General features: G+C 55.3%; 21 protein-coding genes, 3 tRNA genes and 1 other annotated feature. Of the genes, 20 read left to right on the forward strand and 4 right to left on the reverse strand.

What is annotated here, in order from left to right:
* Together ACTQY1_RS09485 and ACTQY1_RS09490 are read right to left on the reverse strand one after the other, a co-directional pair.
* On the reverse strand, positions 1-129 hold a 129-nt coding region (locus ACTQY1_RS09485; RefSeq protein ID WP_441374129.1), incomplete at its 3' end, for a DUF1659 domain-containing protein.
* A gap of 511 nt (positions 130-640) precedes the next feature.
* Positions 641-1192: a peptidoglycan recognition protein family protein gene (locus ACTQY1_RS09490; protein WP_154487230.1), complete on the reverse strand. Its 552-nt coding sequence runs from the start codon at positions 1190-1192 to the stop codon at positions 641-643.
* A gap of 655 nt (positions 1193-1847) precedes the next feature.
* Between ACTQY1_RS09490 and ACTQY1_RS09495 the strand changes: the two genes are divergently transcribed.
* The 8 genes from ACTQY1_RS09495 (at position 1848) to ACTQY1_RS09530 (ending at position 11373) form a co-directional block, all read left to right on the forward strand.
* Entirely contained in the window at positions 1848-2084 is a 237-nt protein-coding gene (locus tag ACTQY1_RS09495) for a helix-turn-helix domain-containing protein (RefSeq protein ID WP_195839580.1), read from the forward strand.
* Between the two features lie 105 nt (positions 2085-2189).
* On the forward strand, positions 2190-2702 hold the full coding sequence (locus ACTQY1_RS09500) for a hypothetical protein (protein ID WP_154487226.1): 513 nt from the start codon (positions 2190-2192) through the stop codon (positions 2700-2702).
* 166 nt (positions 2703-2868) lie between these two features.
* Positions 2869-3822 (forward strand): ATP-binding protein, encoded by a 954-nt coding sequence (locus ACTQY1_RS09505; RefSeq protein ID WP_441368591.1) that lies wholly within the window; start codon positions 2869-2871, stop codon positions 3820-3822.
* A 14-nt stretch (positions 3823-3836) separates the two neighbouring features.
* Positions 3837-4370, forward strand: coding sequence for a sigma-70 family RNA polymerase sigma factor (locus tag ACTQY1_RS09510; RefSeq protein ID WP_441368592.1), 534 nt, complete (start codon positions 3837-3839; stop codon positions 4368-4370).
* Between the two features lie 179 nt (positions 4371-4549).
* A complete protein-coding gene (locus ACTQY1_RS09515; RefSeq protein ID WP_441374126.1) occupies positions 4550-6157 on the forward strand; it encodes a type I restriction-modification system subunit M in 1608 nt (535 codons plus the stop codon).
* 12 nt (positions 6158-6169) lie between these two features.
* A complete protein-coding gene (locus tag ACTQY1_RS09520) occupies positions 6170-7390 on the forward strand; it encodes a restriction endonuclease subunit S (protein ID WP_441368614.1) in 1221 nt (406 codons plus the stop codon).
* A gap of 12 nt (positions 7391-7402) precedes the next feature.
* Complete coding sequence (locus tag ACTQY1_RS09525; RefSeq protein ID WP_441368615.1) at positions 7403-10474, forward strand: type I restriction endonuclease subunit R; 3072 nt, start codon at positions 7403-7405, stop codon at positions 10472-10474.
* Between the two features lie 185 nt (positions 10475-10659).
* A complete protein-coding gene (locus ACTQY1_RS09530; RefSeq protein WP_441368616.1) occupies positions 10660-11373 on the forward strand; it encodes a hypothetical protein in 714 nt (237 codons plus the stop codon).
* 485 nt (positions 11374-11858) lie between these two features.
* On the opposite strand, the gene ACTQY1_RS09535 is transcribed toward ACTQY1_RS09530, so the two are convergent.
* Positions 11859-12263 carry a hypothetical protein gene (locus ACTQY1_RS09535; protein WP_441368617.1) on the reverse strand — a complete coding sequence of 135 codons (405 nt, stop codon included), beginning with the start codon at positions 12261-12263 and terminating at the stop codon, positions 11859-11861.
* Between the two features lie 624 nt (positions 12264-12887).
* Here ACTQY1_RS09535 and ACTQY1_RS09540 point away from each other — a divergent pair.
* The 4 genes from ACTQY1_RS09540 (at position 12888) to ACTQY1_RS09555 (ending at position 17935) form a co-directional block, all read left to right on the forward strand.
* Complete coding sequence (locus ACTQY1_RS09540) at positions 12888-13331, forward strand: hypothetical protein (protein ID WP_022488013.1); 444 nt, start codon at positions 12888-12890, stop codon at positions 13329-13331.
* A 347-nt stretch (positions 13332-13678) separates the two neighbouring features.
* Positions 13679-14266, forward strand: a complete 588-nt coding sequence (locus ACTQY1_RS09545; protein WP_441368618.1) for a hypothetical protein — start codon at positions 13679-13681, stop codon at positions 14264-14266.
* A 278-nt stretch (positions 14267-14544) separates the two neighbouring features.
* Positions 14545-16302 carry an ABC transporter ATP-binding protein gene (locus ACTQY1_RS09550; protein WP_441368619.1) on the forward strand — a complete coding sequence of 586 codons (1758 nt, stop codon included), beginning with the start codon at positions 14545-14547 and terminating at the stop codon, positions 16300-16302.
* Positions 16295-17935 carry an ABC transporter ATP-binding protein gene (locus tag ACTQY1_RS09555; RefSeq protein ID WP_441368620.1) on the forward strand — a complete coding sequence of 547 codons (1641 nt, stop codon included), beginning with the start codon at positions 16295-16297 and terminating at the stop codon, positions 17933-17935. Before ACTQY1_RS09550 ends, ACTQY1_RS09555 begins: the two co-directional genes overlap by 8 nt.
* A 76-nt stretch (positions 17936-18011) precedes the next feature.
* Here the strand turns inward: ACTQY1_RS09555 and ACTQY1_RS09560 are convergent, their stop codons facing one another.
* Positions 18012-19028 carry a hypothetical protein gene (locus ACTQY1_RS09560; protein ID WP_022487560.1) on the reverse strand — a complete coding sequence of 339 codons (1017 nt, stop codon included), beginning with the start codon at positions 19026-19028 and terminating at the stop codon, positions 18012-18014.
* 92 nt (positions 19029-19120) lie between these two features.
* Positions 19121-19315: a binding site (T-box leader), on the forward strand.
* Between the two features lie 36 nt (positions 19316-19351).
* Between ACTQY1_RS09560 and pheS the strand changes: the two genes are divergently transcribed.
* The 8 genes from pheS to ACTQY1_RS09600 all read left to right on the forward strand — a co-directional run bounded on the left by pheS (position 19352) and on the right by ACTQY1_RS09600 (position 24562).
* Positions 19352-20374 carry a phenylalanine--tRNA ligase subunit alpha gene (gene pheS / locus ACTQY1_RS09565; RefSeq protein WP_303225959.1) on the forward strand — a complete coding sequence of 341 codons (1023 nt, stop codon included), beginning with the start codon at positions 19352-19354 and terminating at the stop codon, positions 20372-20374.
* Positions 20375-20391: 17 nt separating this feature from the next.
* Positions 20392-22830: a phenylalanine--tRNA ligase subunit beta gene (gene pheT / locus ACTQY1_RS09570; RefSeq protein ID WP_441368621.1), complete on the forward strand. Its 2439-nt coding sequence runs from the start codon at positions 20392-20394 to the stop codon at positions 22828-22830.
* Positions 22831-22935: 105 nt separating this feature from the next.
* Positions 22936-23012 (forward strand) — tRNA-Asp (locus ACTQY1_RS09575).
* A 2-nt stretch (positions 23013-23014) separates the two neighbouring features.
* Positions 23015-23089, forward strand: a tRNA-Gly gene (locus ACTQY1_RS09580).
* Position 23090: 1 nt separating this feature from the next.
* Positions 23091-23164 (forward strand) — tRNA-Trp (locus ACTQY1_RS09585).
* A 112-nt stretch (positions 23165-23276) separates the two neighbouring features.
* Positions 23277-23576, forward strand: coding sequence for an HIRAN domain-containing protein (locus tag ACTQY1_RS09590; protein ID WP_022487557.1), 300 nt, complete (start codon positions 23277-23279; stop codon positions 23574-23576).
* A gap of 186 nt (positions 23577-23762) precedes the next feature.
* Positions 23763-23999: a hypothetical protein gene (locus tag ACTQY1_RS09595; protein ID WP_288174585.1), complete on the forward strand. Its 237-nt coding sequence runs from the start codon at positions 23763-23765 to the stop codon at positions 23997-23999.
* A 350-nt stretch (positions 24000-24349) separates the two neighbouring features.
* Complete coding sequence (locus ACTQY1_RS09600; RefSeq protein ID WP_022487555.1) at positions 24350-24562, forward strand: DUF7675 family protein; 213 nt, start codon at positions 24350-24352, stop codon at positions 24560-24562.
* Positions 24563-24604 lie beyond the last annotated feature (42 nt).

A 24604-nucleotide genomic window follows, 5' to 3' on the forward strand; every position in this document is an offset into this window, starting at 1 on the left:
GGTGGCATCGGTGGACAGCTTTTCGTAGCTGATGTTCTTGAATTTGGGCTGGTCATTTTTGTCCACCCCGTTGCTGATTTCCAGCTGCAGGGTCACTGCGGTGAGGTTCTTTTGGATTGCCATTTTCATTCCTCCTTTGGATTGTCAGAATCGGGTTGCATCACAGGGTGTAAGGGGGCGGGAGTGAAAAAGGGGCAGGGCCGCTTTTCTGTCCCACGCAGAAGGAGACCATCTGCCGGGGGCAGATGCTTTTGAAGGGAAACGCAGCCCTTGGGGGCTGCTAACCCACCACCATTGCGCAAGCGCAACGGTCCCCCGCCCTTGTAAAGGGCGGATATACGCTTGGGGCTTTGCCCCATTGCTTGATATAGGTGTGCGGCCTGATGGTCCATTGCTTTACGTGGGTGCCAGGGCGTAAGCCCGCGTACCCACTATCCGCCCTTTACAAGGGCGGGGGACCAGCCGACAGGCTGGTGGTGGGTTAGCAGCGTTAGCTGCGTTTTCTTTCAAAGGAACCTGGGCACGGGTTCCTTCCATAACAATTCACGATGAACGACAAATGATGAACCTGCAGATGCGCCAGCATCTGGCCTCCTACTGAGACGTGACAACAGCCGCTGCCCGCGGACCGGAAAAAGACTCACGGCTTTTTCCGCTTCACCCACTGATAATACAGTCCTTTGCCCCTGAGCACCGCCCCGCCGCTGCGCCATACTCCGTCATAGTCTTTCAGCTTCCACAGATCCCACCGTTCAAAAGCGGGCGTCCCGGCCATGCTTGGCCCGTAACCGTCCAGGTCGGCAGCCTCTGCATGGGTCATGATCTGGGCAGGCTCCAGAGGGAGTTTCCAGACATCTGACAGGGTGGCCAGCAGGATGGAAGTGCTTTCCACCTGCAGGGGAGTGGGGGGATAATCCCCCAGGTCGAAGGTGCCGTCTGCGTAGAGCATGGCATCTTTGGCACAGCACAGGGCAATGCCCAGGGCACCGGTATTCCGGTTCCAGGTATGGGGGAGGATCCGGGTCCAGTCCCGGGTACTGGTTACCAGGCTCCCGTCCCCCCGGACCAGAAGGTGATAGTCCGGGAACAGCTGGTCATAGGTTCCAGCCGTCCAGTGCAGGTAAATTTTCCGGATGTGCCCACGGGCCCTGCGGGCCAGTTCCAGAACCTCCTGCCGTTTGATTGCTTCCATGTCACCGCCTCCTTACACTGGTTAAGAGACGGCAGGGAGGATTTTTTCGGAGGAAATTGGGAAAAGAGGCAGGGACGCTTTTCCGTCTCACGCAGAAGGAGACCATCTGCCGCGGGCAGATGCTTTTGAAGGGAAACGCAGCCCCTGGGGGCTGCTAACCCACCACCATTGCGCAAGCGCAACGGTCCCCCGCCCTTGAAAAGGGCGGATAGTGACACTAGGGCACAGCTCGCGTGTCACAAAAGCAATGGGGCGGAGCCCCGGGCGATGATTCCACCCCGACGAGGAGGATAGTGGGCACGCGGGTTTACGTCATGGCACCCACCGTAAAGCCATGGGGCGGAGCTCCGAGCGTATATCCGCCCTTTTCAAGGGCGGGGGACCGGCCGACAGGCTGGTGGTGGGTTAGCAGCGTCAGCTGCGTCCTTATTCAAAGGAACCCGGGTACGGGTTCCTTCCATAACGACTCACGATGAACGACAAACGATGAACCTGCAAACGCGTCCCATCTGGCCTCCATCGGCCCCCGGCCGGCGGAGCCGTGCCGCCCGGTTCTCCTTTACAGGACACTTGTGTCCTTTGTGTTTACAGAAAATATTTACATTGTATAATAGTATACATAAGTAAAAACTTATCAAAGAAGGAGATGATGCCCATGGCGCAATGCCGCTTACTGTTCACCTGGATGGAAAACAATGATCTGACCATGAAAGAATTTTCCCATATCAGCGGGATTTCCATCCGTACCCTGAGCCGGATGAAAAAAATCGGGAAGGAGCGGAACCCCAACTATGTGCCCTCCCTCAGGACCCTGGAGGTAATCAGCCAGGTGACCGATCTGCGGATCGAAGAGATCCTTACCTTCCAGCCAGAAGACCAGGAGACCGATTGAACAGGCAGGAACCAGTCCTGATGGCTGTCCTCCGCCAGGGGCCCTATGGGATGCCTGGCATTTCATATAGACAGAATTTTTCGAAAGAAAAGGAGATGGGAAAATATGGCTGAACGCCGTATGATCAAACGCCAGATTGTCATGAGTGACATATTCCTGGCCATGAACAACGCTATCCAGCTGCTGTATTATCAGCTGATGCTGGAAGCCGACGACGATGGATTCATTTCCAACCCACTGACCCTGGTGCGGATGGTGGATTCCCGGAAAGAATATCTGGAGGTGCTGGAAGAAAAAGGCTACCTGATCCGGTTCGCTTCCGGGGTGGTACTGGTGAAACACTGGTTCCAGCACAACTACATCCGCCCTGATCGGCACCACGAAAGCGTCCTTCCCGAAAAGAGGTTGGTTACACTGACAAAGGAGAAAATCTATATTCTCAACAGCGAGTGTAATCTTCCGGCTGCCCCTTGCCCTGCGGTTGGCAGGACGGAGGACGGACCGTTGCCCCGACGTCCGGCTGTCAGCAGCCTGTCAGAAGGCTGGCCCCTGGCAGACCGGGAAAGAGAGGAGGAATCCTTCGCCCGGCCCCATTGCAGCTGGGTGGAAGAGGTGTGAGAGGGTGAAAAAACAGCTGGCGGCCATTTGGTATACCAGCTGTCCACCGAATAAGACTAAGAAGAATAGAGTAAAATAACAAGAAAAAGTATGAAAAAGAAAAGTCAAAGCCGGACTTTGACCTTTCAATCCTCTGTCCGTGGACATGGAAGAAAGGAGCCTTATCATGGAAAAACACACAGACCCCGTCAAAGCCAAACCCGCCGAAGGAAAAATCATCTCCGTGCAGAATCTGGTAGGACCGGAAATCCGGCTGCCCGAATCCAAGTACCTCTATTCAGAAATCCACATCCAGCGTGCCCTGAAGGCCCAGGAACTGTGCCGGCAGTGCAGAGGAAAAAAATGTATTCAGCCCACTCCCGGCTACATGCCTTTGGTGGTCTATTACGCCGGTACCGTCCGGGAAGCCATGCATCCCTGTCCCTATGAAAACATCCAGAAGCGGGAATGGCGGAAACAGCATCTGCTGGATCAGGCCGGTCTGCCGGAAATGTTCCGTTCCAGCACCTTTGCAGAATATCAGGTGGACGAGGGGAACCGGAAAGCAGTTGAAACCATCCGGAAAATGGCCGCAGATCCCCAGGAAAACCGGGGCTTTTATCTCCATGGGCCTTCCGGGGTGGGGAAGACCATGCTGGCGGCCCTGTACGCCAAAGAAAAGATCCTCCAGGGAAAAGCTGTCCGGTTCATGACCACCGCCGGCCTTTTGAACCAGCTGCGGCGGAACATTACCGGGGACTGGAACCAGCGGATGGACCGGTACCAGGAAGTCCCCTGCCTGATCCTGGACGATCTGGGCACCGCCAAAGTCACCGAATGGGGGCTGGAGCAGCTGTTCCTCTTGATCGATGCCCGGTATACCGCCAGGCGGCAGACAATTTTTACCAGCAATTTCTCCCTGCCGGAACTCCAGGCCAAACTCCTGGACGCAAAAGGCCGGATTGGAAAAGAAGAAAGCCGGACCATCAACCGTCTCATCAGCCGGATCGCCGGCATGACCCTGGACCTGGAAGCCAAAGGCAGGGACCGGCGGTGGAACCTGGAACGGTGGATTCCCCAGGAAACGGAAAAACGGAAAAAAACGGAACAGTGGGATCTGGACACCAGCCTTTTTGCCTGAAGAAAGGAGCCCTCATGGAAAACGAAGAACTGGCAGCTCTGCTGCCCCAAGCCAAACAGGGGGATCCTAAAGCCCAAATGGCCATCGTTACAGCCTTTCGCCCTTTGGTAAAGAAACTGGCCGGCCAGGAAAAGAACCTGTCTCTGCGGCCGGATCTGGCAAGTACCCTGGTGCTGGGAATCCTGGAAGCCATCGTGAAATATCCGGGAGAAGACGCCAGAAGATTCCCTGGATTTGTGAAAACTCATCTTACCTTTCTGCTGTCCCATTACATCCGGAAAGAGGCGCGCTGGAACAAAATCCAGGAAAAAGTCCAGGTGATGGAAGGAGGCGAATCCAGCTACCAGGAAGATTTTCTTCGGGGAATCCGGAAGGAAGAAATCCTCCGAGCCTTCCGACAGCTCACCCCCAAGGAACGGCTCCTGGTCCGCCAAGCGGCCATCCAGCAAATACCCTGGAAAAAGCTCCAGGAAATCCATCAGTGCCCCCTGTCCACCCTTTACGGCTGGTACCGGAAGGCACTGGAGAAGATGAAGAGGGGAGAGTGAAGAGGGCTCTTGTAAGACGTCAGATGCGGCCCCAAGGGCCAGTCTGACGTTTTTTTGTCTGCCTTTTTGGACAGGGGGTGGGGTATAATAAATTTAACGAAAAAGAGGCTCTGATTCTGTGATACAATAAAAATATCACAAGCAAGCACGCCAAATTATCCTAAAGGAGATTCACAACGATGAGCACTGACGAAAAAAGCCTGGAACAGGTTCTGTGGGATTCTGCCAACGTGATGCGCCAGACCATGGGGGCAGCCTCTTACATGAACTATGCTCTGGGCCTTATTTTTTATAAACATTTGTCCGATAAGACTCTGGAAGCAGCAGCGAATGTGCTGGTGGATGCCGGTGAAGTGGACCCGGAACAGGTGGCCACGGAAGAACAGCGCCAGGCTGTTTATAAGCAATATTACGATGATGAAGACGCCCATGAGGATCTCTTGAGTTCCATGGATATGGACTATAAAATCAAGCCGGATTTCACCTTTGCCGCCCAGATGGACGCCATCCGGAAGCAGACCTTCCAGCTGGAAAACCTGAACCAGGCTTTCCGGGATATTGAACAGTCCAATCCGGACCTGTTGGGCCATCTGTTCGACGATGTGGACCTGTATTCCACCAAGCTGGGATCCACCCCCCAAAAGCGGAATGACATGATCGCCCAGGTGATGACGGCCCTGGCTCCCTTGAACCTGGACAGCCACAGCGGGGATGTGCTGGGGGATGCTTATGAATATCTGATCGGCACTTTTGCCTCCGATATGGGCCAGAAGGCGGGAGAATTCTATACCCCCCAATCGGTTTCCCAGCTGCTGACCCACATTGTGACCTGGGGCCAGGAAGCCAAAAAGGGCTTCAGCGCCTACGATCCGGCCATGGGGTCCGGGTCCCTGCTGCTGAATGTGCGGCACTATATCCAGGATGTGGATTCCATTGCCTATTACGGCCAGGAAATCAAAACCTCCACCTACAACTTGGCCCGGATGAACATGATCATCCACGGGATCGCTGCCACCAACCAGCATCTGCGGAATGCGGACACCCTGGACCGGGATTGGCCCAGTGATGAAGTGACGAATTTTGACGGGGTCATGATGAACCCGCCCTATTCCCAGCACTGGAGTGCGGACAAGGGGTTCGAAAGTGACCCCCGGTTTTCCGATTACGGGGTGCTGGCTCCCAAATCCAAGGCCGACTATGCCTTTTTGCTCCACGGCCTGTACCATCTGAAATCCACCGGCACCATGGGCATTGTCCTGCCTCACGGGGTGCTGTTCCGGGGAGCGGCCGAAGGGAAAATCCGGCAGAAACTGCTGGAAAAAGGGAATATCTATGCCGTAATCGGGCTCCCGGCCGGGATCTTCTATTCCACCGGCATCCCCACCATCATCATGGTGCTGAAAAAAGCCCGTCCCGGCCGGGATGTGCTGTTCATCGACGGCAGCCAGGAATTTGAAAAAGGCAAAGCCAAGAACACCCTGACCCAGGCCAACATCCAGAAGCTGTTCCAGGCTTATGTGGACCGGAAGGACGTGGACAAATTCGCCCATGTGGCCTCCTTTGAAGAAATCCAGGAAAACGACTTCAACCTGAACATCCCCCGGTATGTGGATACCTCCGAACCGGAACCGGAAATCAATCTGGGAGAAGTGAACCGGGAAATGGCGGATACCAACCACCAGATCCAGGCTGCAGAAAAAGAACTGGCGGATATGATGGAAGAGCTGACCACCGACGACCCGAAAAAGGCCAAAGACCTCCAGGACCTGCTTCACCTGTTTCAGTAAGGAGATGGGATGATGAAAAAAGAAATGAAGAAGGTTCCGGCGGTACGGTTCAAGGGGTTTACGGGCGATTGGGAACAGCGGAAGTTTAGCGAGTTTACAAAAAATGTTGCGGTAAAGAACAAATCTGATTTACCTTTAGAAGTCTATGCAGTTACAAATGACAAAGGTTTTATAGCCCAGAAAGAAGCGCATGGTGAGTTTGGATACATGAATAATGTTGACCGGACTGTTTATAATATTGTTCCTCCAAATTCATTTGCATATAACCCAGCCAGAATCAATGTTGGATCAATCGGATATTATTCTGGAACAAAAAATGTAATTGTCAGCTCTCTTTATGAAGTCTTTCAGACAGAGGATTCTATTGATGACCAATTTTTATGGCATTGGATTAAATCAGATTATTTTCCAAAATGGGTTGAAAAGTTGCAAGAGGGGAGTGTGCGACTTTACTTCTATTACGATAAACTTCAGCAAGTAAAAATGATGTTGCCTTCTCTGGAAGAGCAGAAAAAAATTGGATGTTGTTTAGAGAAGTTGGATAAATTTCTCACCCTCCACCAGCAGAAACTGGACCAGCTGAAAAAGTTGAAAGCCTATTTCCTCCAGAACCTGTTCCCTGCCAAAGGGGAGAAGGTCCCGAAAATCCGGTTCAAGGGGTTTACGGGGGAATGGGAGAGAAAAAAATTAAAAGACTGTTTCTCAGATTTTATTGTTCCGATGAGAGATAAACCAAAGACATTTAAAGGAAATATTCCATGGACAAGAATTGAAGATATAGAGGGAAAATATTTAAATGGTTCCTTATCTGGCAGAAATGTTTCAGAAGAAACTATAAAAGAAATGAACCTAAAAATAATTCCCAAAAATTCATTGATAGTTTCAACAAGTGCTACTTTTGGTGTTGTAGCAATAGTTACTCGAAATCTAGTTACAAATCAAACATTTATTGGGCTTGTCCCAAATGAAAAAGATGAAATTAAATACTGGTATAGTTTCTTCCATTCTGATATGGCCAGAAATTATATGAGACTTCAGTCTGCGGGATCAACAATTTTTTATATATCCCGGGACAGTTTTGAAAGAATGCCGATTTTAAAGCCGTCAAAGCAAGAAATGATTAAAATTGGTAATTTCTTTGATAATCTTGACAACCTTCTCACTTGTCACCAACAAAAAATCACCCAGCTCCAGGCAGTGAAAAAATTCCTGCTGCAAAATCTGTTTGTGTAAGGGGGAAACCGTATGACTTCCTATGAATCGGAAGAAAGCATGGAGCAGCACCTGCTCCGGCAGCTGACGGAACAGCAGTCCCAGTGGACCCTCCGGGAGGACCTCCACACCATCCAGGACCTGTGGGACAATTTCCGGCGGATCCTGGTGAACAACAACAAGGAGCTGTTTGACGCCCATCCCCTCACCGACGGAGAATTCCTCCAGGTGCAGAACCAGCTCCGTTTCCCCACCTTTTACGACGGGGCCAAATGGATGCTGGGCGAAAACGGAGTGGCCCGGGTGGACATCCAGCGGGAAGACGCCAGCCTGGGCACCATCCATCCGGTGGTGTTCAAACGGGTGGACGTGGCCGGGGGTTCTTCGGTGTACGAAGCGGTGCACCAGATTCAGTTCCCCCGGAGGGAGGCTCTGGATCGGAACCGCCGGGGAGATGTGACCCTCCTCATCAACGGGCTGCCCATGATCCACATCGAGCTGAAGAACCGGGCCCATCCCTATATGGAAGCCTTCAACCAGATCAAGAAATACCTGAAAGAAGGGGTGTTCCGGGATTTTTTTTCTACCCTCCAGATGTTCGTGGTATCCAACGGGACGGATACCCGGTACATTGCGGCCGCTGCGGAAAGCAGCCTGAATCCCCAGTTCCTGTCCCTGTGGCTGGATGACAAGAACCAGCCTCAGACCGACTACCTGTCCTTTGCCCGGGAGGTATTATCCATTCCCGCGGCCCATCGGATGGTGTCCCAGTATACGGTGCTGGACAGCGAACGGAAGGCCATCATCCTGCTCCGGCCCTACCAGATCCACGCCATCGAAGCGGTGAAAAATGCCGTGAATCCCTATACGGATGGGGGCACCCAGTCCGGTTTCATCTGGCACACCACCGGGAGCGGCAAGACCCTCACTTCCTACAAAACGGCCCATTACCTGACCCAGATCCCCAGTGTGGACAAGGTGATCTTCGTGGTGGACCGGAAGGACCTGGACAACCAGACCACCGGGGCTTTCCAGGCCTATGCCCAGTATGACACCATCGATGTGAACGAAACGGACAACACCGGGGACCTGGTCAGGAAGCTCCAGGCCAAAGGCGGGGACGTGATCGTTACCACCATCCAGAAGCTCCAGATTGTTATGAAGCGGTACCCGGAAGGGTGTGACAAATACGAAAAGCTCCACAAGCTCCGGCTGGTGTTCGTGGTAGATGAATGTCACCGGGCGGTATCCCCGGCAGCCCAGGCTCAGCTGGACCAGTATTTCACCCGGCCCCTGTGGTACGGGTTCACCGGCACCCCGATTTTTGAACAGGATGCCAAGAACAGCGCCGGGAACCTGCCCAAGACCACCCAGGAACAGTACGGCAAGTGCCTCCACCGGTACACCATCAAAGAAGCCCTCCACGACGGGGCTGTGCTGGGGTTCCAGGTGGAATACCACAACACCTTCGACATGGAAGAACTGGCCCGGGAGAACCATGTAACCGGCTGGGAAGAAGACCAGGACGGGTTCAGCTTGGAAAAGGCCCTGCTCCGGGAGAAAATCCTGGATGCCGCCTACGAGGACGAAGGGCACATGCGCCAGGTGGTGGATTTCATCATCAACCGTTCCAGCGGCAAGTTGGGACTGGACCGGGGGAAGGGGAACAGCTTCACCGCCATTCTCACCACCAGTTCCATCCAGCAGGCCCAGAGGTATTACCAGCTGTTCCAGAAGGTGAAGGCCGGAGAAGTGCCGGGGCTGGAGGTAAGCAGCTCCATCAAACGGAAACTGGCGGATTTCCCCAAAGTGGCCATCACCTATTCCGTCACGGAAAATGAGGACAACAGCACGGTGAATCAGGACCGGATGAAGGAATCCCTGCAGGATTACAACGAGATGTTCGGTACCCAGTTCGGCCTGGACCAGCTGAACGCCTACAACGCCAATGTCAACGATCGTCTGGCCCGGAAGAAGGCCCAGTACCAGGTGCGGGACGCCCAGCTGGACCTGGTGATCGTGGTGGACCGGCTGCTTACCGGGTTCGATGCTCCTTGTCTGTCCACCCTGTTCATCGACCGGAAGCCCATGCGGTCCTACGGGATCATCCAGGCCTTTTCCCGGACCAACCGGCTGTTTGACAGCCAGAAACGGTTCGGGCAGATCGTCACCTTCCAGGTGCCGGCCCATTTCAAACGGGCGGTGGATGAGGCCATGACCCTGTATTCCGCCGGGGGCGGCAGCTTTGTCCAGGCACCCACCTGGGAAGAAGCGGAAATGAAATTCCGGGAAGCTCTGGGGAAACTCCGCCAGGCAGCTGCCAGCCCGGAAGCGGTGGATGGGCTGACGAAAAAGCAGAAAATCGCCTTTTTGAAGGCCTTCCGGGATTTTGACGATGCCTATGGGGATATCCAGGTGTATTCTGAATTCCAGGACCGGGACCTGGAACGGGATTATCAGATCTGTGAAGAAATCATCGAAGGGTACAGCGGCAAGTTCAACAATGTAAAAGAAGAACTGAAGAAGGATCAGGATGATGATGGGGACGAAGAGACCAACATCGTTGTCAACTACCAACTGCGCTGCTGGCATCGGGACCAGATCGATGAAGACTACATCCTGAAACTGATGGAGGCCACCCGGCCTGATGAATCGGCCCTGATGATTGCGGACAGTGCCAAAAACCAGAAGATTTTCCAGGAAATCGCCGAAGAAATCGAACGGTTCCGGAAAACCAATCCGGCCAGAGCCCAGATCCTGGAAGAAATCTGGCAGGAATACCGGGACAATCCGGCAGCCTTTGTGAACCAAAGCTTCGTGGATGTAATGAATGATAGGGTGCGGGCCAAAGCAAAGGCCATCATCGACAGCTTCGCCCAGGAATGGTGCGTGGATCCGGAAGCCCTGGAATTCTTCATGGAAACCTACGATGCAGGAAAAGATCCCCACGACAAACAGGTGAACCAGGACGCCTTGAAGAAAAACAGCCATATAAAAGAATACCGGAAGACTCATCCGGATATCGGGTTGAAGTACTGGGGACATTTGTTGAACGCAATCAGGACGATGTACGTGGAGAAGCTGCAGAAGCTGATTGAGCAGTAAAGGCGGGATAAAAGTCCGGCTTTCATCGAAGCCCCGGTGAAACGGGTCGGCCGTATGGTCAGCGCCCTATTGCGTGGGGCGGGAGACGTTTGGCGTAAAGAAAACGGACCTTCTGGAGAGAGGGTCCGTTTTTTTAGAAGGAGAGTCGATATTTATGTTAGTAGTTTACTTTGGGAGGAATTGATATGGCATTTTTCAAAACTTTTGCTGCTGTTCTGCTTTCCTGTTCTTTTCTCCTGCCAGCGGCTCTTGCGGCAGCACCTTCTTACCTGTCTCAGCGTCAGGCCGCAGAAAGAGCCAGGGAAACTTTTTTGATGAAGGGGACGGATGGAGGTTCTTATCGAATTTATGTAGTAGGAGAAAATGAGGAGTTTTTAGGGGGAAAATATTTTTGGACTAAAAATGAGCAGGAACAAAATTATAAAGGGAATTATTCTTTGTATATGGCACGCCTGGGAAGCAAGGAGATGGCACTGCGGCAGCCTGTGGAATTGCATCATAACCGGCCGATCATCGTGAATCCAGTTGATCCCAGTCGGAATGGGTTTTATGTAGCAAAAGGAATCAGGAGACAGCCGGATATTTTGGTCCTGACTCAGAGAGAATCAGGAGGGGGAGGCTTTGGAGCAGAGACATATTTCATACGGAACGGACAGCTCCAGCAGCTTTGGTATCTGCGGCCCAATGGTCAAATAGGAAAAAAAGTGTTCATAGGTTTCAAGAAACTTCATTATCAGAATGATGGCACCTTTGCAGTGCCTACCTGGACCAACCGGAAACCGGGAGGCCATTTTATCATTGTATATCGGCTGAATGTTTCCAGGATGCTGTTGGAACAGATCAGGGTAGAGAAGGTTTTACCCACCAGAGGAAATACACATTTAAGAACAGATGTGTAAGAAGAGGGCTCAACTGACTTCACAGGGGAAAAGCGGCCCGCCGCTTTTCCGTCTCACGCCGATGGAGACCATCTGCCGGGGGCAGATGGTCATGAGCTGACAGTCACTAGTCTCTAGTCTCTAGCGGAAGGTGGGAACCCGCCGGGCGGGTTCCTGGGAACGTATAAAAACCGCAGGCCGGGAAGGGCGGGCCTGCGGCCCGCCCCTACGGCGTTGGGGTCGAATGTTGGATAGAACGGTCACAGGAACGGATTTTTTGACAACCCCGTTTCTCTGATTTTCTGTTGCATCTCTGACCTCAACGTGGTAGGGGCTGCCCGCAGGGGAGTCCGTCCCGGCCTGCGGGTTTCACGTTCAAAGGCAGATGCGTCAGCATCTGGTATCCGAAACGATGAACGATCAACGACCAACGATGAACCAAAAGGCCGCCGGAAAATCCGGCGGCCTTATCATTGGGAAGGAAAACGCCCAAGGCGTTTTCCAACCTACAGCAATCCATGCAACTTTCCCAGTTTCTGGATCTGATCCAGGGAGTAATGGGTGATCCGGGAAATGGTTTCCATGGGAATCTTTTCCTTCAGCATGGCAACAATGTTGGATTCCCGTTCTTCCTGACGGCCTTCCTGTTTTCCTTCCAGGCGCCCTTTCTCAAGACCTTTCACCAGGCCTTGTTCCATTCCCTTTTCCAGGTTTTTTCTAGCAATGGCGTGTCCGATACCGCACATGGTCTCCGCCTCCTTTTTCATTTCAACGGTCATGGGAATATTGTATTCCCGCTCCAGGATATCTTTCTTCACATCCGGGTCCATTTCTGTGGACAGAAGGACGCTGAGCAGGTGGATAATATCCTCCTGCCTGCTGTCCGGCTGTCCCAGGCAGATCATCATCATGGACACCATATCATAAATTCATTTTATCATATTTTGGGCGACAGGGAACCAGTGCAGAGGGAGGAGTGCAGAGTGCAGAGTGAAGGACGGCTGGGCCGGACGACCCATTGCGATGCCATAGCGGCCTCACAATCGGAGAACCCCGTTGTTCACGGCCGCTCATCAGCGACTGCGTAGGGGATCGCCGGAGGCAAGCCCATCCCGGCCGCCGGTTTTACACAATATGAAGGGGGCTGTCGCATGCGCAGCAGCCCCCTTTTTTTTATGTTGAAAAATCAGATAATTTTGTTATACTTAAAAAGGCTGGAGGAATCCGGAAAAGAGCGAAAAGCCCCCCAGGCCACGGAAGGGCGGGCCTGGGGCCCGCCCCTACGGCGTTGGGGTCGGGATGTTGTTTGTACGGTCAGTTGGACGGGGATATCGGAGAACCCCGTTGTTCACGGCCGTCCGACAGCGACGGCGTAGGGGCTTGCCAGAGGCGAGCCCGTCCCGGCCGCCGGTTTTAATGTTCAAAGGCAGATGCGTGAGCATCTGGCATCCGAAACGATGAACGACATTCTGTCCCCAAAATTTCCCACCTCTTTTGGTATACTGGAACCAGGAAAAGAAAAGGAGGTAGGGATCATGAGCTTTGTTCTTGCGGAGGATATGGATTTTGGTACGGTGGAGACGGCGGTTTATGGGTACGTGAATTTCTGCCAGGGACCGGATTTTTATGAGTTCCGGATGAGTCCGGAGGCGGCACGGCCTTTTATGGAAAAAATCGACAAGGCCCTGGCGGGGCTCGATGGGGTGCTGAAAAAGCTGGACCCTCAGGCGCAGCCGTTGGATCAGGTCATTTACCAGGAGGGGGACGAGGACAACCAGGGGACTATTGTGTTCACCGCCTGTCTCCTGGGGCCGGTGGCCATTGACGGGGAATGGAAGAGTGAAGGGGATGCTCTGAAGTTCATCGATGAAATGGATCCGGAAGGGAAGCGGCATGTGGCCTGCGACCTGGTGGCCGACCAGTGTGATTTCGGCAATATCGTTACTCTGCAGCTGAAGAGGTTGGATGGGAGGGAGTAGGATGAAAAGCGGCAAATCCGCTTTTCAGTCTCAGGCTCAGCGTCTTTCGTCTCACGCCAAAGGAGACCATCTGCCTCTGGCAGATGCTTCTGAAGGGAAACGCAGCCCTAAAGGGCTGCTAACCCACCACCAGCCTTGCGGCTGGTCCCCCGCCCTTGAAAAGGGCGGATATACACTCGGGCTGGCGCCCATTGTTATCGTCCGCCCGACAGCGACGGCGTAGGAGCTTGCCGGAGGCGAGCCCATCCCGGCCGCCGGTTTTTACGTTCAAAAGCAGATGCGTCAGCATCTGGTATCCACAACGATGAACGATAAACGATGAACCACATTTCAGGAGGTGTTTAACCATGGTGCTGAAAAAACGACGGATCACCCGGGGGCTTTTGGCCGGGTGTTTGCTGCTTTCTCTGGCGGTTGGGGGAACGGCCCTGGCCCGGGAACCGGAGATCATGTCCAATCTGGGAGCCATTACCATCAGCTGTTCCATCTACCCAAGCCAGGCCGGGGTGGCGGGGGTGCGTACCGGCATTTCCCAGAGCCAGGTGGAGGAGGTGCTGGGGGCGCCCCAGTCGGTGAAATACGGCCGGGGGACCATGGAATATTCCTATCCTTCCCGTACGCTGCTTTTGGTGCATTTCAGCCCGGAAATGCCCTATCTGCTCATGGACATCAAAACCACCAACCGGGAAGATGCCACAGTGGACGGGGTCCGGCCAGGGATGGCGGAAACGGTGCTGAACGATGTGTACGGCCAGGCGGACGCCGTCTGGACCAAAAAGTATGAATCTCCCAAGATTCCGGAAGAGGACAACCAGAAGAACCACGACCGGCTGGACGAAACCATCTATGAATACCATGCCAACAAAACCACCACCCTGGCCTTCAAGGTAAGGCAGGGCGTGATCCGGGAGATCCACGTGCATCAGGCGGAGTAGAAAGGGGTGCGAAAACAGCCCCCATTTACGTGCCCCTGGTGCCCCCGGATTACCACTTTGACCCGGAGGTACTGGAAGCAGCCCTGGAACGGCTCCAGGAGATCTATAAGAAGATGCCGGTGAGGAAGAGATAGTGCAGAGTGAAGAGTAAAGAGTAAAGAGTGAAGAGTTGAAAACGCCTGAGGGTTTTCCTTCCTTTTCAAAAAGTTTATCTTTCCCCGCCTTCCAGTGCTGTATACTATAAAGATACAACGACAGCACTGGGGGGCGGTTTTTTTATGTTTGAAGGCAGAATCCGGGAGGTGGAGCGGCCGGATCGGATCCTTTCCTATTTTGGACAGGAAAAGGCCGTCCTGCTGGTGGTGACGGTCACCGGCATCCTGTACAACCTGGGCATGGGGGCGGGGCCCTATTTTGAAGGCCAGCTGGCCCAGTGCCTCTACGACATTTTCCAGGGCAAAGCCACTGCCGGGGACATGATCCGTCTGGCAGCTTTGTATGTGGGGGTGATCTTCCTGGTCCAGTTGTCCCGGGCCGGGAAGCGTTACAGTGTGCGGCTGTTTTCCAACCGGGTGAGCCGGACCATGCGCCATACCCTGTACCACAGCCTGGTGCGCCTGGAAGCCCGGCAGCTCCAGCAGGAAAACCTGGGGAACCTGATGACCAAGGCCATGGGGGACGTGGATGCCTGTGCGGAAGGGATGCGGAAATTCACCACGGAAGTGTTCGACACCGGGGTGGTGATGGTGGTGTACCTGAGCCTGCTGCTTGCCTACGACTGGCGGCTGACCCTGCTGGCCTGCAGCTTTACCCCGGCGGCCTACTGGATCGCCAACCGGCTGAAAAAACAGGTGGCCCAGGCCAACGGTGTCTACAAGGCCACGGAAGCCCGGCTGAACACCCTGACCCTGGACCGGGTGAGCCATGCCCTGACCTACCGGATCTACGGTCAGGAACAGAACCGGGATGCCGCCTACGAAAACCAGCTGACCGCCTACGAAAAGGCCAGCGCCCGGGCCAACATCTTTGAAGGGGCCCTGGGGCCTTTGTACGATGCCATTGCCATGGCAGGCACCGGGATGATCTTCTGGTTCGGGGCGAAAAATGTCCAGGGCACCGGGTGGGAGCTGTGGAACATTGCCAGTTTCACCACCTTTTTGGCCTGCTTTACCAAACTGGCGGTAAAGACCAGCCATGCGGCCAAACTGTTCAATGCGGTCCAGAAGGCCCAGGTTTCCTGGCAGCGGATCAAGCCCCTGCTCCAGCAGGCGGCTCCGGAAGGGGAAGAACAGCCATTGGGACCGGTGGAACCGGCGGATCTGGAAGTCCGGGACCTGGCCTGCCATTATCCGGGCCAGGAGGAAGGCCTTTCCGGGATTTCTTTTGCCGCTCATCCCGGGGACATTATCGGCATTACGGGACCGGTGGCCTGCGGAAAGAGCCTTCTGGGGAAGGTGTTCCTGGATGAAGTGCCCTGGACCGGGACCCTGCTGTGCCATGGGGAAGATTTCCATACCCTAGACCGGGAACGGCGCCGGAGCCTTGTTTCCTATCTGGGCCACGATCCGGAGCTCCTCAGCACTTCCATTGGGGAGAACATTGCCCTGGGAGACCCGGTGGATGTGGAAAAATACCTGGCCATGACCAATCTGGCAGAAGAGGTGGCGGCCATGCCCCAGGGAGTGGATACTCCGGTGGGCAGCGAAGGCACCCGGCTTTCCGGCGGGCAGCAGGCCCGGATCGCCCTGGCCCGGACCCTGGCCCATGCCCGGTCGGTGCTGGTGCTGGACGATCCTTTTGCGGCAGTGGACCGGAAAGGGGAAACAAAGATCCTGGAGAACATCCGCCGGGCTTTCCCGGACCGGGTGATCCTTTTGATTTCCCATCGGCTCACCCATTTCCCGGAATTTACCGGGGTCCTGTTCCTGGAAGGGGGACGGGGGGTCTTCGGGACCCATGCAAAGCTCATGGAGCAGGAGCTCGGCTATGCCCGGCTGGTAAAGCTTCATCAGGAAGGGGTGGATCTGGATGAATAGGAAGAATCCTGTTTGGGAAAGTGTCAAGGGAACCCTCCGGGCCCATCCCCGGTCCGGAGCCCTGGTGGCGGTGCTGGTGGTCCTTTCTGTGTTCACCTCCCTTTTGCCGCCCCTGGTGCTGGAACGGGCGGTGAACAGCCTGACGGAAGGACGGGGGATTCCCTGGCAGCTGGGCCTTTTGTACATCGGTCTTACGGTGCTGTCGGACTGCTGCGAAACCGCCCAGAACGGGGCCATTACCCTGTTCGGACAGAAGGTGACCCACGGTCTCCGGTCCACCCTGTGCGCCAAACTGGACCGGCTGCCGGCCCGGTACTTCACCGGCCATCCCAGCGGCCAGACCACGTCCATTTTTGTCAACGACGGGGACACCATCGATGCCCTGTATTCTGACGGGATCGTGGGGATGCTGGCGGATGCCTGCAAGCTGCTGGGGATTCTGTGGATCCTGTGGAGCCGGAGCCAGGGGCTGTTCTGGATCCTATGCCTGCTGCTGCCTCTGCTGTTTGGGCTCACCCGGCACTTCCAGAAAGGGACCCTGGCCGCCCAGCGGGAAAACCGCCGGGCCATCGGACGGGTGAACAGCCATGTGCCGGAAACCATCCGGAACATCCGGACCATCCATTCCCTGGGGAAGGAACAGTATATGGAAGACCGGTACGATACCCTGATCACCGACAGCTTCCGGGCCATCAACCGGGCCAATGTGTTCGACGGGATCTATTCTCCCATTATCCTGGTGACCCAGGCGGCAGTGGTGGCGGTGATCATGGTGGGGGCGGCCCTGGGCCCTGGCTGGGCGGATCTCTTCGGCCTTTCCGTAGGGTCCGCCGTGGCGGTGATCGCTTATGTGGGGAAAATCTTCGGGCCCCTGGAGAGCATCGGCATGGAAATCCAGAGCATCCAGAGCGCCATGGCCGGGATCCAGCATATCGGGGAATTCCTGGATGAAGAGGAGCGGACTTCTGTGAGCCGGGACCCTTTGCCGGAAGGAATCCGGGACAAGGCAGTGGCTTTTTCCCATGTGACCTTCGGGTATGATCCGGCCCGACCCATTTTGAAGGACTTTTCCTGCAGCCTGGAGCCGGGGGAACAGGTGATCCTTATGGGGCCCAGCGGCTGCGGCAAAAGCACCCTGTTCAAGCTGCTCCTGGGGCTGTACGGCCCCCAGCAGGGGACGGTGGCCCTGATGGGATACCGGGCCGGGAGCCTGCCGGAAGAGGAGAAACGGAGCCTGTACGGCTGTGTGGAACAGGAATTTTCTCCGGTGCCCGGTACCGTAGGGGACCAGGTGACCCTGGGAGATGGATCGGTGACTGCGGACCAGACGGACCGGGCCCTGGAACTGGTGGGCCTGCAGGAGGCGGTGGACCGGCTGCCCCAGGGGAAGGACACCCCCATGGCGGACGGGCTGTTCTCCCAGGGAGAACTCCAGCTGCTGAACATTGCCCGGGCCGTTGCCAAAGAACCCCGGCTGCTGCTCTTGGACGAAATCACTGCCAACCTGGACAGCCAGACGGAAGAAAAGGTACTGAAAGCCCTGGAAAGGGCCGCCCAGGGCCGCAGCGTCCTCAGCATCTCCCACCGGTTCTCCCGGATGATGGAAGGGCAGAGGATCATCAGGATGGGGTAACGGGCTGTCAATGGTCACTGGTCTCTGGACGATCCAGTGACCATTGACAAAAAAAGGTGCCCGGAGGCACCTTTTTTTAATATCCCAACTTTTTCTTCAGCTCTTCCATATCCTTTTCCGTCAGGAAGGGCCGGATCAGGCCCAGGTAGTATTCCGCTTCTTTTTCCCGGCCGGCTTTGTGACAGGCCTGGGCTCCTCCGGCGGCCAGCCGGAGGACTTCCGGATTGGGGCCCAGGGGGATGGCTTCCTTCTGGGCGAAGGCGGCCAGTTCTTCCCGGGTGGCCGGTTTCCCGTCCAGCTTCTGGTTTTCCGCCAGGGTCTGGAGCTGTTTTTTGGCTTCTTCCGAATCCTGGAAGTTCAGGCTCATGAGATAGGCGTACCGGGCTCCCTGCCAGTCTTCCTTATGGAGCAGCAGGGCTCCCTGGTTCCGGTAGCACCGGGCCAGGTCAGCAGGACGGAAGGCCTCACGGAACGCTTCCCGGTTCACCCGGCCGAAGCTTTCCCAGTCGGCCTCATCCTTCAGCACCGCCAGATAGGCCGCCCGCACCGGGGCGCTGGCCGGATCCCACCGGAGCCCTTTTTCCAGGGCCTTCCGGGCGTTTTTCAGGTTCCCCTGGGCCAGTTCCAGTTCCCCCTGGACCAGATACAGCAGGTGGAAGGGGAAGGGGGCCTGCTGGACGTTCTTTTTCGGCTGGTAAAACTGCTGGAACAGCACCATTTCCATGGGCTCTGCAAAGGACCGGAATTCCACTTCCGAATCCGGCTGGAACAGGGCGGAATGTTCCGCTTCCTGGATATGGGGGGCCAGCAGCTCCCGGGCCTTGTCAAAATCCCGGGCAGCGGTCAGCTTCCGGGCTTCTTCCAGATGAGCCCGGAATTTGTCGAAAGCCTGGCTGAACATGTCTGCAAAATGCTGGCGGCTTTCCTCCGGCATCAGCTTGTACAGCAGCTGGCTGCAGAACCGGGCGATTTCCCGGTGGAGAGGGTGGTCCCGGTACAGTTCCATGCACCCCTGCAGGTATTTGATGTCTTTCTGGGAGTTCCCGGTCAGGTTCTCCCGGATGGATTTTACAATGGATTCCAGTTGTTCCATGATTTTTCCTCCGATTCGTGGCAATGTATCTACTATTATACAGCCCTTGCCCCCTTCCTTCAACTGTGCTATAATGGTTCCATTCAATTCCATACCTTGCCATGAACAGGAGAGTACGCATTTCCGGAGGTCACAGAGAGTGGGGAGCAGGTGGGAGCCCCGCACGGAAAGAAATGGGGAAGTTCACCTGGGAGCAACCGGACTGAACGGAGTAGGCCCGGCGCCGGCAGCGTTATCGGCCAGATGAGTGAAAAAATAGGGTGGTACCGCGAACCTTCGCCCCTTGTGGGGACGGAGGTTCTATTTTTTTAGGAGGCGTGAACATGAGTGACAAACTGCAGGAACTGCGGGAGAAGATCCAGAAGGATCTGAGCGAAGTCAAAAGTGTGGAAGATCTGAAGAACATCCGGGTCCAGTACCTGGGCAAGAAGGGGGCCCTGACCTCCATTCTCCGGAGCCTGGGAGACGTGGCAGCGGAAGAACGGCCGAAAATCGGCAAAATGGTCAACGAAGTCCGGGCCAAGGTGGAACAGCGGATCAACGAACAGATGAAGCTGCTGGAAGCCCATCAGATGGAAGAAAAACTGGCCAGTGAAACCCTGGACTTTACCCTGCCGGGACGGAAACCGGCCCTGGGTCATCTCCATCCGGTGACCCAGACCCTCCGGGACATCAAGAAAGTCTTCATGCGCATGGGATTCGAAGTGGTGGAAGGACCGGAAATCGAAACGGACTACTTCAACTTTGAAGCCCTGAACCTGCCCAAGGACCATCCGGCCCGGGACATGCAGGACACCTTCTACATCACTGACGATATCCTGCTCCGGACCCAGACTTCCGGGGTACAGGCCCGCACCATGCAGAGCCGGGAACCCAACAGCCCCATCCGGATGATCTGCCCGGGCACCGTGTACCGGAACGACTATGACGCCACTCATTCCCCCATGTTCCATCAGGTGGAAGGGCTGGTGGTGGACAAGGACATTTCCCTGGCGGACCTGAAAGGGACCCTGGAACTGTTCTGCAAGGAAATGTTCGGGGACAGCGTAAAGATCCGGCTGCGGCCCAGCTTCTTCCCCTTTACGGAACCCTCCTGCGAAGTGGATATCAGCTGCGTCATGTGCGGGGGCAAGGGCTGCCGGGTGTGCAAGAACTCCGGCTGGCTGGAAATCCTGGGGGCCGGGATGGTGCATCCCAACGTGCTGCGGATGAGCGGCTACGATCCGGACAAAATGAAGGGCTTTGCCTTCGGGATGGGCGTGGAACGGATTGCCATGCTGCGGTACGGCATCGACGATCTCCGTCTGTTCTTCGAAAATGACCTGCGGTTCATCCGTCAATTCTGAGTGGGAGGCAAAGGACAATGTTAGCTTCTATTAATTGGTTGAAACAATATGTGGATATTCCCGTAACGCCGGAAGTGCTGGCGGACAAACTGACCCGGGTGGGCCTGGAAGTGGAACAGGTGATCCATCTGGGCGAAGGCCTGGAAGGGGTCATCACCGGGAAGGTGGCCCAGATCGAACGGCATCCCAATTCTGACCATCTGTGGATCTGCCAGATGGACCTGGGGCAGGGGGAACTGGTCCAGATCCTCACCGGGGCCCAGAACGTGCATCAGGGGGATATGGTACCGGTGGCCGTGGTGGGCTCCCATCTGCCCGGCGGCATGACCCTGAAGGCCGCCAAGATGCGGGGCCTGGATTCCAACGGCATGCTGTGCAGCGCCGGGGAACTGGGCATCGATGCCAAACTGCTGCTGCCGGAACAGCGGGACGGGATCTTCATCCTGCCGGAAAACACTCCCATCGGGGTGGACGTGAAGGAACTGCTGGGGCTGGATGATGTGGTGCTGGATATCGACCTGACCGCCAACCGCAGCGACTGCTTCAACATGCTGGGCCTGGCCCGGGAAACTGCCGCGGTGCTGGGACAGAGCCTGCGTCTGCCCAAACTGGCCACCCGGGACGAAGCGGCCGGCAGCGCAGCCGACTGTGCCAAGGTGGAAATCCAGTGCAAAGACCTGTGCACCCGGTTCGCCATGCGGATGGTGAAGGACATCCAGGTGACGGAATCTCCTGAATGGATGCAGAAATTGCTCCGGGCTGTGAACATCCGTCCCATCAACAACGTGGTGGACGTGACCAACTATGTGATGATGGAACTGGGCCAGCCCATGCATGCCTACGACTATGACACGGTGGCGGACCATACCTGGATCGTCCGCCGGGCCCAGGAAGGGGAGACCCTGGTGACCCTGGACGGCCAGAAACGGGACCTGAATCCCAACATGATCGTCATCGCCGACCCGGAAAAAGCCATTGGTCTGGCCGGTGTCATGGGCGGCCTGGCTACGGAAGTCACCGGCAAGACCGTGAACGTGATGCTGGAATCCGCCACCTTCTACGGCCCCAGCATCCGGCACACCTCCAAGGACCTGGGCCTGCGCAGTGAAGCTTCCCAGCGGTTCGAACGGGGGGTGGATACCATCCGGGACCACGATGCCCTGAACCGGGCTGTGCACCTGCTGGAAGAAATGGGGGCCTGCAAGGCCGTAGCCGGTGTGGTGGAAGACTACCCGGTACCCCAGGAACCGGTGAAGATCAAGGCCCTGCCGGAAGCCCTGCGCCGGCGGATCGGCACGGAAGAAATTACCGATGCAGAGATGCGTTCCATCCTGGAAGGGCTCCGGTTCGATGTGGAACCCCAGGCCGACGGCAGCTGGCTGGTCACCGTGCCCACCTGGCGGAACGACTGCACTTGCGATGCGGACCTGTCCGAAGAAGTGGCCCGGATGTACGGCTACGACAAGATCCCGTCCACCCTGCCCCAGCTGGATATGGCCCGGGGCGGCCAGGCTCCCATCGAGGACGTGAAGGACAAGGTACGGAACTGCCTGGCGGATGCGGGTCTGGACGAAGTGATGACCTACACCTTCATCAACGCCGGGGACTTTGACAAACTGGGACTGGGCGCCGACGACAGCCGCCGGCAGGCCATCCAGATCATCAACCCCATCAGCGACGATTTCCGCACCATGCGCACCACTCTGGTGCCCAGCCTGCTGAATACCGCCGCCTACAACCTGGCCCGGCAGAACGACCGGGTGGCCCTGTTCGAAGTGGGCCGGGTGTTCCTGCCCAAGGCTCTGCCCCTGACAGAACAGCCTGCGGAAAAGACCCGTCTGTGTGTGGTGCTGGCCGGGAAACGGAATGAACTGAACTGGACCGAAAGCAAGGACGCGGTGGACTTCTTCGACCTGAAAGGGGACCTGGAACTGGTGCTGGAAGTGCTCCAGGCCAGCGGCGTGACTTACGCCAAGCCGGAAGAGAAGTTCCTCCATCCCGGCAAGAGCTGCACCGTGCTCCATGACGGGAAGGCCGTAGGCTTCATGGGGGCCCTCCATCCCCAGGTGCAGGACCGGTTCGGCCTCAGCGCGGAAACCTTCGTGCTGGAACTGGATCTGAGCAGCTTCGTGGAGGGGGCGGAACGGATTCCCCAGTTCACCCATATTCCCCAGTTCCCCAGCACCAGCCGGGATATTGCCGTGGTGGTGCCCCAGACCGTCAGCGCCGTTGACCTGATGGCGGAAATCCGCACCCAGGCCGGCCCGCTGCTGAAGGATGTGCGGCTGTTCGACGTGTACAGCGGCAAGCAGGTGAAGAACGGCTGCAAGAGCGTGGCCTTCAGCCTGACCTTCCAGGATCTTACCCGGACCCTCCAGGACAAGGAAATCAACGACATCATCAACCAGGTGGTGAAGAAAGTCCAGGAACGGTTTGAAGCAGAGCTGAGAGAGTAGGAGGCTGCTGCCTCTGCTGACAGGTTTTTCCAAAAACCTGTTGACAAAAATCCCTTTCTATCGTATACTAAACAAGTCAGCGGCGCTGGAAAGCAAAGCGACAACGGCCCAGTAGTTCAGTTGGTTAGAATGCCGCCCTGTCACGGCGGAGATCGTCGGTTCGAGTCCGTCCTGGGTCGCCAATGCGGAAGTAGCTCAGTGGTAGAGCATCACCTTGCCAAGGTGGGGGTCGCGAGTTCGAATCTCGTTTTCCGCTCCATAGGAGTATAGTTCAATGGTAGAGCAACGGTCTCCAAAACCGTCGATCTGGGTTCGAATCCTAGTACTCCTGCCAGAGAATTTGAGAGGACTTCCCGAAAGGGAAGTCCTTTTTCGTGTATTCTGTCCCCCATTTTACCCACATACTTTCTTATAATGGAAGTAAGAAAAGGAAAGGTGGGAGTTCTATGAAAAAGATTTTCATTACCATTACCGGCTGCAATCATTATCTGGGGTATGAGGTGTTCCATCGGAAAATGGAACTGGTGCTGCGGAAGGAACCGGACAACGAATACGATAAAGAAGCCATCCGGGCGGAGATCCCGGGGATCGGGAAAGTGGGATACGTGGCCAACAGTACCCACACTGTGCTGGGGGACACCTGCAGCGCCGGACGGATCTACGACAAAATCGGGAAAAAAGCCCATGCCAAGGTGGTTCTGGTCACCGAACGGGGCGTAGTGGCACGGGTGAAGAGGGAAAAGTGAAGAGTGGAGAGGGGAGCCCGTCCCGGCCTCCTTTGTATAAAATGAAAAAGAGGAATCCTGCATGAAACTGAAAACCACTGATATCCTTATGACAATTTGTGTACTGGGATCCACTCACAAGATTGACACGTTGAGTTATATCATCTGGGGCTTGTATGTTATTTATATGTTTTGCAGATTTTTGGATTGGAAAAAGAAAAAATGAGGAAAAGGAAAAATATCCCCTGGCTGGACAATGCTGTCGCTTACGCTGAAACAGGAGAAATCCGGCCCTGTCCACGATGTGGCAGCAGGGATATAGAAATAACTGTTTTGGATAAAGGCAGAAAATCCATTACCCTGGTTTGCAGGAAATGTGGCAGCTGGAGACATTTTGATGGAGGGAAAGAAAATGATGATGCAACCGTCAAAAGAAGAATATGAAATATGCGAGAAATTAAAAAAATGTACAGATGAAAAGGAAAGAAAAATCCTGGAAGAAAAATGGGCTGAGTGTATACGGAGAAATCCTATACCTGAATTGGACACACACCGGAAGCAATGAGTGCAGGGGACTATTGCCCTGAGGCATTCATTAGCTCTTCGAATGGGAAAAAACTGGATTTAAAAATCCGTGTGCTTGCTGTGGTCAACGATGGGAAAGGCGCTGGAAACAGTCCAGGATACGAGAAGGTGTACGATAATTATCCAAACGACGGAAGAATCTACTCTTAAAGAGATTCTGGCTCATATCAATACTGACAAGAATGAGCAGAAGAAAGGGGAACGGGGCTATGAAAAGTAAGTATAATTATCCCTGGTACAAGAACAACCCCCTGGATAAGGTCTGGTGGAAAGACGGCGATTCTCTTGGGGAAATGATCTTCAGCTTTGATCGGGTCCATGAATTTAATTTGTGGACGGACTACCCCCAAAAACTGACGCATGAGCAAAAGTCTTTATTTGATCGGGAGAACCCGGAATGGAAAAAGTTTTTCGAACCGTGAATAAAATATATTAAACTTAAACCGCTTCTAATGGAGAAATAT

This window comes from Acidaminococcus sp. HCP3S3_G9_1 (assembly GCF_052122455.1).
GTDB lineage: Bacteria > Bacillota > Negativicutes > Acidaminococcales > Acidaminococcaceae > Acidaminococcus.